Genomic DNA, 13,918 nt, shown 5'->3' with positions numbered 1-13,918 from the left:
GGGAGTGACTCCCCCGCGCCACAGGGGACTATTTTCCCGACACCCGCCAAACCTTGTTCCCCACGTCATCGGCTACCAGCAACCCACCTTGCTTATCGATCACCACGCCCACCGGGCGGCCCTGGGCTTTTTCGTCAGCGTTCAGGAAGCCGGTCAGCACATCGACTGGTTGACCCGTCGGCTTGCCACCGTTGAACGGCACGAAAATCACTTTATAGCCACTGTGGGGCTTACGGTTCCATGAGCCGTGTTGTCCGACGAATGCTCCTTCGGTAAACGGTGCGGGCAGGCTGCTGCCTTCGGCGAAGGTCAGGCCCAGCGACGCGGTGTGTGGGCCGACGGCATAGTCCGGGGCGATGGCTTTGGCCACCATTTCCGGGTTTTGAGGTTCTACCCGTGCGTCGACGTGTTGCCCGTAGTAGCTGTATGGCCAGCCGTAGAAGGCACCGTCCTTGACCGAGGTGATGTAATCCGGCACCAGGTCGCTGCCGATCTCATCCCGTTCGTTTACCGCCGTCCATAACGCTCCGCTGCGCGGTTCCCAAGCCAGGCCGTTGGGGTTGCGCAGGCCCGAGGCGAAGATGCGGTGGCTACCGCTGGCGCGGTCCACCTCCCAAATGGCCGCGCGCCCCTCTTCGGCCTCCATACCGTTCTCCGCGACGTTGCTGTTCGAGCCGGTGGTGACGTACAGCTTGCTGCCGTCGCGGCTGGCGATGACGTTTTTGGTCCAGTGATGGTTGAGCGTGCCGCCCGGCAAGTCGACGACCTTGGTGGGTTGCGCCTTGATTTGCGTATCGCCTTCCTTATAGGGGAAGCGGATCAGCCGATCGGTGTCGGCTACATACAAGTCGCTGCCTACCAGCGTCATGCCGAACGGCGAATTGAGATTTTCCAGGAACACCGTGCGGGTTTCGGCGACGCCATCGTGATTGGCATCACGCAATAACGTGATGCGATTGGGGCTCGGCACGCCCGCGCCCGCGCGGCCCATGACCTTCTTCATCACCCAGCCACGAATGCCCTTGGCATCGTCCGGCTTGGGTGGGGCATTGGTTTCCGCCACCAGCACGTCACCGTTGGGCAGCACATAGAGCCAGCGTGGATGGTCCAGCCCTTCGGCGAATGCCGCCACTTGCAGGCCCTGGGCCGGCGTTGGCTTGGCGCCTTCCGGCCAGCCGACGGCTTCGGCGATGTTCACGGTGGGGATCAGGGTCTTGTTCGGTTCGGGCAGTTTTGGCGATGGGCCGGTGCCATCGGAGACTTGCAGCGTGGAAGACTCGCCACAAGCGACAAGCCCTGCGGCGAGGGCGATGGTCAGGAGATGAGGTGGCTTGAGCATGCTGGCTTCCCTATGAATGCATGTGGTTATTCATAGAGAAGCGTAGACCGGGGATGGTTCAACCTGTGGTTATGCCAGGACCTTATGGCATCAGCCGTGGGCCTGTTTGAACAGCACGGCGATGCCCGGGTGGTAGTGGCCGGCTTCGTTGCGCAACTTGCGATAGGCATAGGGGAAGTACCAGGCAACGGCGCAGGTGTTTTCCTTCTGCAGTTCATCGACCATGTCCTGCAACTCTTCGGGCGTGGTGCTTTGCTGGGCTTTCTGCGGCGCCACGAACAAACAACCCAGCTTCAGGTCGCTGGCATAGCTGATGCGTTTGGCATCGCTGGCGGCCTCGCTCAGGGGCTGGGTCAGGTTGAGGCTCTTGACCTTCGGCCAACGCTGGGTGGCCTGGATGAAGGCGCGCTCATCGGTGCTGGCGATGAACAAGTCGGCGCTGACGTTGCGCTCGCCTTCTTCATTCTGCTTGCGGGTCGGGGTGTGCTGAAGCGTGACCATCTCGGCCATCCAGGCGGCCGCCGAGAGCAATCCCAAATTGGCTTTTTCATCGAACCAGTAAGGGGTGTCGTTATCGCCACGCACGGCGTTATACCGGTCGATGCAGTCGAACCAGCGCTCCAGGACCGGGCGCAGGAATTCCAGTTTCGGATTGCTGATGATCATGCCTTGCATGCTTTTGCCCTCTTGTTATTGATATCGGGTCGTGATGCCCATTTGATATCACTTGCTGTAGCGTGGCACAAGATTGGCGTCACTTTATTGATTCGGGCCAATAAGTGGCGTTGAGCCTGCGGCAGCTTTAATTGACGCTCCAACCCCAACCCTCTAACCTTCGCGGCTTGTTTCAGGTGCTTTGTGGTCGCAGGCCGACAAAGTGAAACAGGGAAGCCGGTGAGCCAATGCGAACCCGGCGCTGCCCCCGCAACGGTAAATGAGTCAACGCTGCGCCTAGGCCACTGTGTCCGCGGACATGGGAAGGCGCGCAGCTCGGCATCGCGCCGCTCATGAGCCCGGAGACCGGCCTGATACATCCAACGGCATCACGGTGGGCGATGCCAGGCTTGTTGCCGTCTGTTTTCGTGCCCGCCCGCCGTTATCCTGTCCCCAACGGAGGCTTCCCCCATGACCGGTTCCCCCACCACCGATGCGTCCGAGCGCGACGAGCGCCATCTGGCGCGCATGCTGCGCAAGAAAGCCGTGATCGATGAGCGTATCGCCAACTCACCGAACGAGTGCGGCCTGCTGCTGGTGCTGACCGGCAACGGCAAGGGCAAGAGCAGTTCGGCCTTCGGCATGTTGGCCAGGGCCATGGGGCACGGTATGCAGTGCGGGGTGGTGCAGTTCATCAAGGGCCGCAACAGCACCGGTGAGGAACTGTTCTTCCGTCGCTTCCCGGAACAGGTGCGTTTTCATGTCATGGGCGAGGGCTTCACCTGGGAAACCCAGGACCGCCAACGCGACATCGTCGCTGCCGAGGCGGCCTGGGCGGTGTCGCGCCAATTGCTGAGCGACCCTTCCGTTGGGCTGGTGGTGCTCGATGAACTGAACATCGCCCTCAAGCACGGTTACCTGGATCTGGATCAGGTGCTGGGCGACTTACAGGCCCGTCCGCCCATGCAACACGTGGTGGTGACCGGTCGTGGCGCCAAGCCGCAGATGATCGAACTGGCGGACACCGTGACTGAGATGGGCATGATCAAACATGCCTTCCAGGCCGGCATCAAGGCGCAGAAAGGCGTCGAACTGTGATCAACCCTTGCATGAGCAGTCGCCAGTGCCCGGCGGTTTTGATCGCCGCCCCGGCCTCGGGACAGGGCAAGACCACCGTCACCGCCGCCCTGGCCCGGTTGCATCGCAACCAGGGGCGCAACGTGCGTGTCTTCAAGTGCGGTCCTGATTTTCTCGATCCGATGATCCTTGAGCGTGCCAGCGGTGCGCCGGTGTACCAGTTGGACATGTGGATGGTCGGCGAGCAGGAAAGCCGGCGGTTGTTGTGGGAAGCCGCCGCCGAAGCGGACCTGATCCTGATCGAAGGCGTCATGGGGTTGTTCGACGGTACGCCCTCCAGTGCCGATCTGGCGCGGCATTTCGGTGTACCGGTGCTGGCGGTGATCGACGGGACGGCGATGGCCCAAACGTTTGGTGCGCTGGCGCTGGGACTGGCTCGGTATCAGCCGGACTTGCCGTTTGCCGGGGTCCTGGCGAATCGGGTCGGCACTTTGCGCCATGCACAACTGCTCGAAGGCAGCCTGACCGAAGGTCTGCGCTGGTATGGCGCGCTGTCCCGCGAAACCGGCATCGAATTACCCAGTCGCCACCTCGGGTTGGTCCAGGCCCGTGAGTTGAACGATTTGGACCTGCGCCTCGACGCCGCCGCCGAGGCGTTGGCAAGCAGTTGCGAAGTGACCCTGCCGCCCGCTGTAACGTTCGCCGCACCTGAGTTGGTCGTTGCGCAACCGTTGCTCGAGGGCGTGCGCATTGCCGTGGCCCGGGACGAAGCATTCGCTTTCACCTATGGCGCGAGCCTCGACCTGCTGCGGGCCATGGGCGCGCAACTGAGCTTCTTCTCGCCGATTCATGACACAGCGCTGCCCGAGGCGGACAGTCTTTACCTGCCTGGCGGCTACCCTGAGTTGCACCACGTTGCCTTGGCGCAAAACACGCCGATGCTGACGGCGATCCGTGCTCATCACGAAGCGGGAAAACCCTTGTTGGCCGAATGTGGCGGCATGCTCTACCTGCTGGATTCGCTGACCGATGTCGAAGGGACCTGCGCTGAGCTACTGGGCCTGCTGCCGGGTGATGCGCAGATGCAAAAACGCCTGGCCGCCTTGGCCCTGCAATCGGTGGAACTGCCGGAAGGCCTTCTGCGAGGGCATACCTATCATCATTCATTGACCCGTACTGAACTCGCGCCGATTGCCCGCGGCCATAGCCCCAATGGCGGGCGCGGGGCGGAGGCGGTTTTCCGGCAGGGGCGGATGACGGCTTCCTACGTGCATTTTTACTTCCCGTCCAATCCGAGGGCGGTTGCCGCGTTGTTCGCACCCGATCCTGAGGCCGCTATCGCGAGCAGGCCATGACAGACACCGCTTTCTCCCCAGCCGAACGCGAAGCTGTCTATCGCGCCATCGCCGAACGGCGCGACATGCGTCATTTCATCGGTGGCACGGTCGAGCCGGCCTTGCTGCGTCGCTTGCTGGAAGCCGCGCACCAGGCTCCCAGCGTGGGCCTGATGCAACCGTGGCGGTTCATCCGCATCAGCGACCGCGCCCTTCGCGGCGATATCCAGCAACTGGTGGAGCAGGAGCGCATCCGGACGGCCGAGGCCTTGGGCGAGCGCAGCGATGAGTTCATGAAGCTCAAGGTCGAAGGCATCAACGACTGTGCCGAAGTGCTGGTGGCGGCGTTGATGGACGGCCGGGAGCGGCACATCTTCGGTCGCCGGACCTTGCCGGAAATGGATCTGGCCTCGCTCTCCTGCGCCATCCAGAATCTGTGGCTGGCGGCCCGCGCCGAGGGGCTGGGGATGGGCTGGGTATCGCTGTTCGAACCCTTGGCCCTGGCTGACCTGCTGGGCCTGCCTGCCGGCGCGAAGCCGCTGGCGATCCTGTGCCTGGGACCGGTCGAGGGCTTTTACCCGGCTCCTATGCTCGCCCTGGAAGGCTGGGCACAGCCGCGTCCGCTGCATGAACTGCTTTATGAAAACCGTTGGGGAATTCGCCCATGAGCGTGGCATTGCTCAGTGCTGCCGCCGTGGCGCTGGATGCGCTGCTGGGCGAACCCCGGCGCGGGCATCCACTGGTGGCGTTCGGTCGGTTTGCCGATCGTATCGAACAACGTTTCAACTCCGGTGGGCGTGGCTGGCGCAGCCATGGGGTGACAGCGTGGATCATCGCCGTGGTGCCGTTGACCTTGTTGGCGACAGCCTTGTCCTGGGCGCCACTGGTGGGTTGGCTGGTGGACATCCTGGCGTTGTACTGCGCCCTTGGCCTGCGCAGCCTGGGTGAGCATGTCGAGCCGGTGGCCCGGGCGTTGCGCTGTGGGGAGCTGGATGAAGCGCGTCGGCGGGTGGGTTATCTGGTCAGTCGCGAGACCCGTGAGCTGGACGAGACCGCCGTCGCCCGTGCCGCCACCGAATCGGTGCTGGAGAACGGCAGCGATGCGGTGTTCGCCGCGCTGTTCTGGTTCGCCGTGGCGGGTGCGCCCGGCGTAGTGTTGTATCGACTGAGCAACACCCTCGATGCCATGTGGGGCTATCGCAACGAGCGTTTCGAGCGGTTCGGCTGGGCAGCGGCCAAGATCGACGATGTGCTCAATTACATCCCCGCGCGATTGGTGGCATTGACTTACGCGCTGCTGGGGAAAACCCGCCTGGCGCTGCAATGCTGGCGCCGCCAGGGGCCGACCTGGGACAGCCCCAACGCCGGGCCCGTCATGGCGTCCGGTGCGGGGGCGCTGGGTGTGGAGCTGGGTGGCGCGGCGGTTTATCACGGCGAACTGCATCAGCGCCCACCTCTGGGCGAGGGCGTGCCGGCGAGTGCCGATTCCATCGATCGCGGCTGGCAATTGGTCCAGCGCGGGGTATGGTTGTGGCTACTGATTCTCTGCGTGGGGGCTGAGTTCTATGCTTGAACACGGTGGGCGCCTGCGCAATGCGGCCTGGCAATATGGAATCGCCGAGGCAGACTGGCTCGATTTGTCCAGTGGCCTGGCCCCCTGGCCATTCGAGGTCCCGGAGATTCCACTGCGGGCCTGGGCGCGCCTGCCGGAAACCGACGATGGCCTGGAGCAGGCGGCCCGCGATTACTACGGCGCTGAGCATGTGCTGCCGGTGGCGGGTTCGCAGATGGCCATCCAACTCCTGCCGCGCCTGCGCCGGGCCGGCAAGGTCGGCGTGCTGTCTCCGTGCTACGCCGAGCACGCCGAAGCCTGGCGCCGTAATGGCTATATCGTGCGCGAAGTGCTGGAAGCCGAAGTGGATTTCTTCCTCGACAGCCTCGACGTGCTGGTGGTGGTCAACCCCAACAATCCGACGGGCCTGAGCCTGACCCCGGAGCGTCTGCTCGATTGGCACGCCCGTCTGGCCCAGCGCGGGGGCTGGCTGGTGATGGATGAAGCGTTCATGGATGTCACGCCGCAACTGAGCGTGGCCGGCCATGCCCATCAGGTCGGGCTGATCGTGCTGCGCTCGTTCGGCAAATTTTTCGGTCTGGCCGGGGTTCGCCTGGGGTTTGTTCTGGCCGAGCGGCACTTGCTCAAGTTACTTGCCGAACAGGTCGGTCCATGGGCGGTCAGTGGGCCGACCCGGGTCCTGGGCCAGGTGTGTCTGCGGGACACTGCCGCCCACGCCCGGCAGCGGCAGCGCTGCGAAGCCGCCAGTCTGCGACTGGCGCTGATGCTGGAACGTCATGGCTTCAAGCCCCACGGTGGTTGCGGATTGTTCCAATGGCTGATCACCGGAGACGCCCAGGCGCTTCACGACTTCATGGCTCATCGCGGCATTCTCCTGCGGCTGTTTACCAACAACAGCAGTCTGCGTTTCGGCCTTCCTGCCGATGACGCACAATTTTTGCGCCTCGAACAGGCTTTCGAGGCTTACGCCAAGGACACGCCATGACGACCTTGATGGTGCAGGGCACCACGTCCGATGCGGGCAAAAGTACTCTGGTAACCGCGTTGTGCCGCTGGATCCGTCGCCAGGGCGTGAGCGCAGTGCCGTTCAAGCCGCAGAACATGGCCCTGAACAGTGCGGTGACTGCCGATGGCGGTGAAATCGGTCGCGCCCAGGCGGTGCAGGCCCAGGCCGCCGGCCTCGAGCCCCATACCGACATGAATCCGGTTCTGCTCAAGCCCAACAGCGATACCGGCGCTCAAGTCATCATCCACGGGCGCGCCGTCACCACCATGAATGCTGTCGCTTATCACGACTACAAGGCCATCGCGATGCAAGCGGTGTTGGCCTCCCACCAACGATTGAGCGCGGCCTATCCGGTGGTGATGGTAGAGGGCGCCGGATCGCCGGCGGAGATCAATCTGCGGGCCGGCGACATCGCCAACATGGGATTTGCCGAGGCGGTGGATTGCCCGGTGCTGTTGATCGCCGATATCAATCGTGGCGGAGTCTTCGCTCATCTGGTGGGCACCCTGGAGCTGCTGTCGCCCAGCGAGCAGGCGCGTGTCAGAGGTTTCATCATCAATCGCTTTCGTGGCGACATCGCCTTGCTGCAGCCGGGCCTGGACTGGCTGCAAGCGCGCACCGGCAAACCGGTGGTCGGCGTGCTGCCCTACGTGATGGATCTGCACCTGGAAGCCGAAGACGGCCTGGACCAGCGCCAGGCCGACAAGGCCGAACAGGTGCTCAAGGTGGTAGTGCCGGTGCTGCCGCGTATCAGCAACCACACCGATTTCGATCCGCTGCGCCTGCATCCGCAGGTGGATTTGCAATTCATTGGTCCCGGCCAGGCCATCCCGCCAGCCGACCTGATCATACTGCCCGGCTCGAAAAGTGTGCGCAGCGACCTGGCCCATTTGCGTGCCAACGGCTGGGAAGCGGCTATTCAGCGTCACTTGCGTTATGGCGGCAAGGTGCTGGGGATTTGCGGCGGATTGCAGATGCTCGGCCAACAGGTCCACGATCCCCTGGGGCTCGAAGGGGCAGCGGGCTCCAGCGCCGGGCTGGGGCTGTTGGCGTTCGAAACGACCCTGGAGCAAGAGAAGCAGCTACGTAACGTGCGAGGGCGGCTGATGCTGGAAGATGCCGAGATCAGCGGCTACGAAATTCATGCCGGCGTCACCGTCGGCCCAGCCCTGGAAACCCCCGCAGTGCAGTTGGATGACGGCCGCTGCGACGGTGCCCGCAGTCTGGATGGACAGATTTTCGGCACCTACCTGCACGGTCTGTTCGAATCGCCAGCGGCCAGCAGCGCCTTGTTGCGTTGGGCCGGGTTAAAAGATGTGCAGGCGGTGGACTACCACGGCTTGCGCGAGCGGGACATCGAGCGGTTGGCGGATCTGGTGGAGCGGCATTTGGATACCGGGCTGCTGCGTGAGCTCTGTGGGATTTGAGGTGGATGGGCTGGCCTCATCGCGAGCAGGCTCGCTCCCACAATGGATCGGCATTCACAATTTCCTGTGGGAGCGAGCCTGCTCGCGATGAGGCCAGCCGCCACACCACCTATTTAAAGGCAGAACTCCATGCTCCAACTCATCCTCGGCGGCGCCCGTTCCGGCAAGAGTCGCCTGGCGGAAAAACTCGCGGCGGATACTGGCTTGCCGGTGACCTACATCGCCACCAGCCAACCCCTGGATGGCGAGATGAACGAACGGGTCGCCCGCCATCGTCAACGACGGCCGGTGCACTGGTCACTGGTGGAGGAGCCGCTGGCCCTGGCGCGGGTGCTGCGCGAGAACGCCGGCCACGGGCAATGCCTGCTGGTGGATTGCCTGACCCTCTGGTTGACCAACCTGCTGATGCTCGATGATCCGCAGCAACTGGACACGGAGCGCGAAGCGTTGTTGGGCGACGTGGCCTCGCTGCCCGGTGAAATCATTTTTGTCAGCAACGAGACCGGGATGGGTGTCGTGCCGCTGGGCGAGTTGACTCGCCGTTACGTCGATGAAGCCGGTTGGCTGCATCAAGCCCTGGCCGAGCGTTGTCAGCGTGTCGTGCTGACCGTTGCCGGCCTGCCCCTGACACTCAAAGGTAGCGCGTTATGAATCACCGCTGGTGGCTGGAACCTTGTAAACCCGTTGACACCCAGGCCCTGGAACAGGCTTCGGCCCGCCAGCAGCAACTGACCAAACCCACCGGTTCCCTGGGACGGCTCGAATCGGTAGCGGTGCAACTGGCGGGCCTGCAAGGGCAGCTCAAACCGCGCCTGGATCGGCTTTGGATCGCGATTTTCGCGGGTGATCATGGGGTCGTGGCTGAAGGTGTGTCGGCCTATCCCCAGGAAGTGACCGGGCAGATGCTGCTCAACTTCGTCAGTGGCGGCGCGGCCATCAGTGTCCTGGCGCGGCAATTGGATGCCCGGCTGGAAGTCGTGGACCTGGGCACAGTGGTGTCGTCGTTGGAACTGCCGGGTGTCAGGCACCTGCGAGTCGGGCCCGGCACCGCGAACTTCGTCCAGGGGCCGGCGATGACTCCGGAGCAAGGCGGGCAGGCCTTGCAAGCGGGACGCGACAGTGTGATGCGCGCCGTCGAGGCCGGAACGCAGTTATTCATCGGTGGAGAAATGGGGATTGGCAACACCACGGCGGCCAGCGCCCTGGCCTGCGCCTTGCTGGATTGCCCGGTGGCGCACCTGGTCGGGCCGGGTACGGGGCTGGACGCGGTGGGTGTCAATCACAAGGCGCAAGTCATCGAGCGCGCCCTGGCGTTGCATGGTGCCCAGCGCAACGATCCGCTGCAGACGCTGTTCAATCTGGGCGGTTTTGAAATCGCGGCGCTGGTCGGTGCCTGCCTGGCCTGTGCTCAGCAAGGTGTCGCGTTGCTGGTGGACGGTTTTATCTGCAGCGTCGCGGCATTGGTGGCGGTGCGGCTCAACCCGGGCTGCCGGCCATGGCTGTTGTTTGCCCATCGCGGTGCCGAGCCTGGGCATCGCCATGTGCTGGAAACCCTCGATGCCGAACCGCTGCTGGACTTGGGCCTGCGCTTGGGAGAGGGCAGTGGCGCAGCGCTGGCGGTGCCGCTGCTGCGCCTGGCCTGTGACCTGCACGGGCAAATGGCGACGTTTGCCGAGGCGGCGGTGGCGGATCGCCCGGCATGACTTTGCGCCTGGACCTTTTGCGCCACGGTGAGACCGAGCTGGGCGGCGGGCTGCGCGGCAGTCTCGATGACGCTCTGACATCCCGCGGCTGGGAACAGATGCATGCGGCGGTGGCGGGGGGCGGACCCTGGGACCGGCTGGTGAGTTCGCCATTGCAGCGTTGTGCGCATTTCGCGCAACAGCTGGGTGAGCGACTCGACGTGCCGGTGCACTTGGACAAGGACCTCCAAGAGTTGCACTTCGGTGCTTGGGAGGGCCGTAGCGCGGCGACATTGATGGACACCGACGCTGAGGCTCTGGGCCGGTTCTGGGCGGATCCTTACCGGTTCACGCCGCCCGACGGTGAGCCGGTGCTGGCGTTTTCGGCACGCGTCCTGGCGGCGGTGGACCGTCTGTATGCGGCCCATGCAGGGCAGCGTGTCCTGCTGGTCAGTCATGGTGGTGTGATGCGCTTGCTGTTGGCCCGGGCCCGGGGCCTGCCACGGGAACAATTGCTCAACGTCGAAGTGGCCCATGGTGCGCTGTTTTCACTGTGCGTGTCACCCGGTTCGGTTCTGGTGGAGATGACCTGACGATGTTGGCGTTCTGGATCGCCTTGCAGTTTCTTAGCAGCTTGCCGGTTCGTCTGTCCGGCATGCCCGAGCCCGCGCAGCTTGGTCGTTCGTTGCTGTTCTATCCGTTGGTGGGGCTGTTGTTCGGTGTTGTACTGTGGGGCCTGAACATCCTGCTGGCGGGCGCGCCACCGTTGCTGCACGGGGCGCTGTTGTTGACGGCGTGGGTGTTGCTCAGCGGCGGTCTGCACCTCGATGGCCTGGCCGATAGCGCGGATGCCTGGCTCGGCGGCTTTGGCGATCGTGAGCGCACGTTGCTGATCATGAAAGATCCCCGCAGCGGCCCCATCGCCGTCATTACATTGGTGTTGGTGCTGCTGCTCAAATTCGCGGCGCTGTTGGCATTGATCGAGCAAGGTCAGACCCTGGTGTTGGTCATCGTGCCTCTGTTGGGGCGCGGCGCGTTGCTGGGCTTGTTTCTGACCACACCTTACGTACGGGCTGGCGGATTGGGGCAGGCGCTCGCGGACCACTTGCCACGGTCTGCGGGGTGGCAGGTGGTATTCGTCGGTGCCCTGGGTTGCGTTCTGGTGGCGGGTTGGACGGGGGCGGCGGCACTGATCATCGCGTCGGGGGTGTTTGTTGGCCTGCGGCACATGATGTTGCGTCGTTTGGGCGGATGCACCGGCGATACGGCCGGGGCCTTGCTGGAGCTGCTTGAAATGGCGGTGTTGGTGGGTTTGGCGTTGATCTGAGCCTGGTTGCCTGGCCGGATAACTTTGCCAAAATAATCCATTTAAATTTGCATTCATCTATTCACGGGTATATACACGCATCATGCTTCCTTCCCAATGTTTGTGCATCAACCTGCGTCGTGCCGCCCGGGGCGTCAGCAAGTACTACGACGGCGCCCTCGATGGCTTCGGGATCAACGTTGCCCAGTATTCGCTGCTGAATAACCTGGCGCGCCTGGACCAGCCGAGCATTTCCTCCCTGGCCGAGGCCATGGGCCTGGACCGCAGCACTCTGGGGCGTAATCTGCGGGTGCTGGAAGGCGAGGGGTTGGTCAGCCTCGCCGAGGGCGAAGACCTGCGCAACCGCATCGTTGTATTGACCGACGCCGGGCATGCCAGGCTGGAGGCTGCGCAGCCGGCTTGGGAAGCGGCGCAACAGAAACTGATCGATAAGCTGGGCGCCGAAAAGCGCGAAACCTTGCTGGCCTTGCTGGATGAACTGGCGTGATGCCGGTTCGTTCGCTGATAAGTGGGTATATACCCGCGACTGGAGAATAAAATGACATCGATGTGGCGAACCTGTGGTTGGGTCCTGGTGGGCAGTGCGCTGATCCTTGCGCTGTCCCTGGGGGTGAGGCATGGCTTCGGATTGTTCCTCGCGCCCATGAGCGCCGAGTTCGGCTGGGGTCGCGAAGTGTTCGCTTTCGCCATTGCCTTGCAAAACCTGATCTGGGGCCTGGCTCAACCCTTCACCGGTGCCCTGGCTGACCGCTTCGGCGCGGCCAAGGTGGTGTTGATCGGTGGCGTACTCTATGCCCTCGGTCTGGTGTTCATGGGGTTGTCGGATTCTGCCTGGTCGTTGTCGTTGAGCGCGGGCCTGCTAATCGGGCTCGGCCTGTCCGGCACGTCGTTTTCGGTGATCCTGGGGGTGGTCGGCCGTGCCGTTCCGCCGGAAAAACGCAGCATGGGGATGGGCATCGCCAGCGCCGCCGGGTCTTTCGGCCAGTTCGCCATGTTGCCCGGTACCCTGGGGTTGATCGGCTGGCTGGGCTGGTCCGCCGCGCTGTTGGCGCTGGGCTTGCTGGTGGCGTTCATTGTGCCGCTGGTGAGCATGCTCAAGGACTCGCCCGCGCCGCTTGCCGGCCACGAGCAGACCTTGTCCGAAGCATTGCGCGAAGCATGCAGCCATTCCGGGTTCTGGCTGCTGGCGATCGGCTTTTTTGTCTGCGGTTTCCAGGTGGTCTTCATCGGCGTGCATTTGCCCGCGTACCTGGTGGACCAGCATCTGCCGGCCAGTGTCGGGACCACCGTGCTGGCGTTGGTCGGGCTGTTCAATATATTCGGCACCTACACCGCAGGCTGGCTGGGCGGGCGCCTGTCCAAGCCCCGGCTGCTGACCGGCTTGTACCTGTTGCGGGCGGTGGTCATTGGTTTGTTCTTGTGGCTGCCGGTGACCACTACCACGGCCTACCTGTTCGGCATGGCGATGGGCTTGCTGTGGCTGTCTACGGTGCCGTTGACCAACGGTACGGTAGCGACGTTGTTTGGTGTGCGAAATCTTTCCATGCTCGGTGGGATCGTATTCCTGTTCCACCAATTGGGGTCGTTCCTGGGCGGTTGGCTGGGCGGCGTGGTGTATGACCACACCGGCAGCTACGACCTGATCTGGCAGGTGTCGATCCTGCTCAGTCTGATGGCGGCGGCGCTGAACTGGCCAGTGAGCGAGCGTCCGGTAGCGCGCCTGCAAGTACAGGCGGGTGCAGCGTGAGTCGCGTCGGCCCTTGGTTGATTGCCGCGGGCGCCGGCCTGCTGCTCGCGTTCGCCTGGTGGGGCTGGCATCAGGGCGGGCTGGCCTTGATGCAACTGGGCATGGGTAACTGCTGAATGATGGACGGCACGGGGTGCAGCGGAGTAACGTCATGGCCTGACTTGTCTTCAAGGACATCCGACATGCTGATGCGCTGGTTTGCTGTTCCCGCCCTGTTGCTGGCTGCAACGGGGCAAGTCTGGGCCGCCGATTGCCCGCCGTTGCTGGAGGGTTCGCTGCCCAAGCTGCGGGCCAAGGAAACCATCGATTTGTGCCAGCGCTTCGCCGGCAAGCCGCTGGTAGTGGTCAACACCGCCAGCTTTTGCGGGTTCGCGCCGCAGTTCAAAGGCCTCGAAGCGCTGAACCAACGATACAAGAGCGAAGGGCTGCAGGTGCTGGGCGTGCCGTCCAATGATTTCAAGCAGGAGTCCAAGGACGGTGCCGAGACGGCCAAGGTCTGCTACGTCAACTACGGAGTGACCTTCACCATGACCGAGCCACAACCGGTGCGCGGTGCTGACGCCATCCCGTTGTTCAAGCACTTGGCCGAACAGTCCGGGGCGCCGAAATGGAATTTCTATAAGTATGTCGTGGACCGCCAGGGCAAGGTGGTCGGCAGTTTCTCCAGTCGGATCAAGCCTGACGATCCGGAGTTCATCAAGGCGGTAGAGACGGCTATCGCCTCCAAGCCTCAGGAATCCAAGCCCTGAGTC

At 63.6% G+C, this 13,918-nt stretch carries 15 protein-coding genes and 1 riboswitch; of the genes, 13 read left to right on the top strand and 2 right to left on the bottom strand.

What is annotated here, in order from left to right; all coding sequences use genetic code 11:
* Positions 1–28: 28 nt before the first annotated feature.
* Complete coding sequence (locus LCU97_RS09905; RefSeq protein ID WP_232776273.1) at positions 29–1,339, bottom strand: PQQ-dependent sugar dehydrogenase; 1,311 nt, start codon at positions 1,337–1,339, stop codon at positions 29–31.
* Positions 1,340–1,429: 90 nt separating this feature from the next.
* The gene (locus LCU97_RS09900) at positions 1,430–2,014 is read right to left on the bottom strand and encodes a hypothetical protein (RefSeq protein WP_053147357.1); all 585 of its coding nucleotides are present in this window, start codon (positions 2,012–2,014) and stop codon (positions 1,430–1,432) included.
* 157 nt (positions 2,015–2,171) lie between these two features.
* Positions 2,172–2,382, top strand: a riboswitch (cobalamin riboswitch).
* Between the two features lie 82 nt (positions 2,383–2,464).
* On the opposite strand from LCU97_RS09900, the gene cobO reads away from it, so the two are divergent.
* From cobO to LCU97_RS09835, 13 genes are all read left to right on the top strand, one after another.
* Positions 2,465–3,091, top strand: a complete 627-nt coding sequence (gene cobO, locus LCU97_RS09895; RefSeq protein ID WP_232776271.1) for a cob(I)yrinic acid a,c-diamide adenosyltransferase — start codon at positions 2,465–2,467, stop codon at positions 3,089–3,091.
* A gap of 11 nt (positions 3,092–3,102) precedes the next feature.
* Entirely contained in the window at positions 3,103–4,425 is a 1,323-nt protein-coding gene (locus LCU97_RS09890) for a cobyrinate a,c-diamide synthase (RefSeq protein WP_232776542.1), read from the top strand.
* Positions 4,422–5,072, top strand: coding sequence for a 5,6-dimethylbenzimidazole synthase (gene bluB, locus LCU97_RS09885; RefSeq protein WP_232776269.1), 651 nt, complete (start codon positions 4,422–4,424; stop codon positions 5,070–5,072). Before LCU97_RS09890 ends, bluB begins: the two co-directional genes overlap by 4 nt.
* Complete coding sequence (cbiB, locus tag LCU97_RS09880; protein ID WP_053147363.1) at positions 5,069–5,977, top strand: adenosylcobinamide-phosphate synthase CbiB; 909 nt, start codon at positions 5,069–5,071, stop codon at positions 5,975–5,977. Before bluB ends, cbiB begins: the two co-directional genes overlap by 4 nt.
* Positions 5,970–6,962, top strand: a complete 993-nt coding sequence (gene cobD, locus LCU97_RS09875; RefSeq protein WP_232776267.1) for a threonine-phosphate decarboxylase CobD — start codon at positions 5,970–5,972, stop codon at positions 6,960–6,962. The genes cbiB and cobD overlap by 8 nt, the downstream gene beginning before the upstream one ends.
* Positions 6,959–8,410 carry a cobyric acid synthase gene (locus LCU97_RS09870; RefSeq protein WP_232776265.1) on the top strand — a complete coding sequence of 484 codons (1,452 nt, stop codon included), beginning with the start codon at positions 6,959–6,961 and terminating at the stop codon, positions 8,408–8,410. The genes cobD and LCU97_RS09870 overlap by 4 nt, the downstream gene beginning before the upstream one ends.
* Before the next feature lie 129 nt (positions 8,411–8,539).
* A complete protein-coding gene (gene cobU, locus LCU97_RS09865) occupies positions 8,540–9,061 on the top strand; it encodes a bifunctional adenosylcobinamide kinase/adenosylcobinamide-phosphate guanylyltransferase (protein ID WP_232776263.1) in 522 nt (173 codons plus the stop codon).
* Positions 9,058–10,113, top strand: coding sequence for a nicotinate-nucleotide--dimethylbenzimidazole phosphoribosyltransferase (cobT, locus tag LCU97_RS09860; RefSeq protein ID WP_232776262.1), 1,056 nt, complete (start codon positions 9,058–9,060; stop codon positions 10,111–10,113). The genes cobU and cobT overlap by 4 nt, the downstream gene beginning before the upstream one ends.
* On the top strand, positions 10,110–10,685 hold the full coding sequence (gene cobC / locus LCU97_RS09855; RefSeq protein ID WP_232776260.1) for an alpha-ribazole phosphatase family protein: 576 nt from the start codon (positions 10,110–10,112) through the stop codon (positions 10,683–10,685). Before cobT ends, cobC begins: the two co-directional genes overlap by 4 nt.
* 2 nt (positions 10,686–10,687) lie before the next feature.
* Positions 10,688–11,419: an adenosylcobinamide-GDP ribazoletransferase gene (locus LCU97_RS09850; RefSeq protein WP_232776258.1), complete on the top strand. Its 732-nt coding sequence runs from the start codon at positions 10,688–10,690 to the stop codon at positions 11,417–11,419.
* 82 nt (positions 11,420–11,501) lie between these two features.
* Positions 11,502–11,906 (top strand): MarR family winged helix-turn-helix transcriptional regulator, encoded by a 405-nt coding sequence (locus tag LCU97_RS09845; protein ID WP_053147375.1) that lies wholly within the window; start codon positions 11,502–11,504, stop codon positions 11,904–11,906.
* Positions 11,907–11,957: 51 nt separating this feature from the next.
* Positions 11,958–13,166, top strand: a complete 1,209-nt coding sequence (locus tag LCU97_RS09840) for an MFS transporter (protein ID WP_053147377.1) — start codon at positions 11,958–11,960, stop codon at positions 13,164–13,166.
* 182 nt (positions 13,167–13,348) lie between these two features.
* The gene (locus tag LCU97_RS09835; RefSeq protein WP_232776256.1) at positions 13,349–13,915 is read left to right on the top strand and encodes a glutathione peroxidase; all 567 of its coding nucleotides are present in this window, start codon (positions 13,349–13,351) and stop codon (positions 13,913–13,915) included.
* The last annotated feature ends 3 nt before the right edge of the window (positions 13,916–13,918 follow it).

It is taken from the genome of Pseudomonas uvaldensis, from assembly GCF_021271205.1.
GTDB lineage: Bacteria > Pseudomonadota > Gammaproteobacteria > Pseudomonadales > Pseudomonadaceae > Aquipseudomonas > Aquipseudomonas uvaldensis.
The sequence above is the reverse complement of the archived record's forward strand: the minus strand, read 5'-3'. Positions and strand labels throughout refer to the sequence as shown.